1 protein-coding gene is annotated in these 517 nt (G+C 50.9%); it reads right to left on the reverse strand.

Going from position 1 to position 517, the window contains the following annotated elements; all coding sequences use genetic code 11:
* A partial coding sequence (locus tag C5471_RS23585; protein WP_166296675.1) for an Rpn family recombination-promoting nuclease/putative transposase occupies nucleotides 1–517 on the reverse strand: 517 nt, incomplete at both ends.

Here is a 517-nt window from a genome sequence, read left to right on the forward strand (position 1 = left end):
CCTTCTGCTCCAGTTTCTGCGCTATTGTCATCAGTACCTCCTCATACTTCGGGGACTGTTCTGCCAGTCGCCGGATAAAACCCTCTGGATCAGCGGTATCTCCCGCCTGTAATAAGTAGTTTAGCACGCTTTTTAGCTGTTCATCCGTATAGTAATCATACGCCAGCAGCATAACCAGTTCTTGCAGCAGCTCCGCCATATCTCGCTGCCGGATATGCTTTTGCACCATTTCCAGTAACGCGACCCGTTTATGCGTCAGGATTTCATCATCCGGTATCACCGTCACATCGACCAGCGGGAATGGACCGGAATAGATTTCCTTCGCCAGCGCCGGATCATCGAAGCAGTCGAGCCAATAGGTACTCCACGGATACGGCTGGATTTTCCCGTGATAGAACAACATCGGAATGACCAGCGGTAATTTTTCATGCCCCTGCTCCAGATGCCGTTGCATGGCTGAAATACTGTAACGCATCAACCGGAATGCCATCATCTTATCCGGGGAACTCTGGTGTTC

Source organism: Photorhabdus tasmaniensis (assembly GCF_011189505.1).
In the GTDB taxonomy this organism is placed as follows: Bacteria; Pseudomonadota; Gammaproteobacteria; order Enterobacterales; family Enterobacteriaceae; genus Photorhabdus; species Photorhabdus tasmaniensis.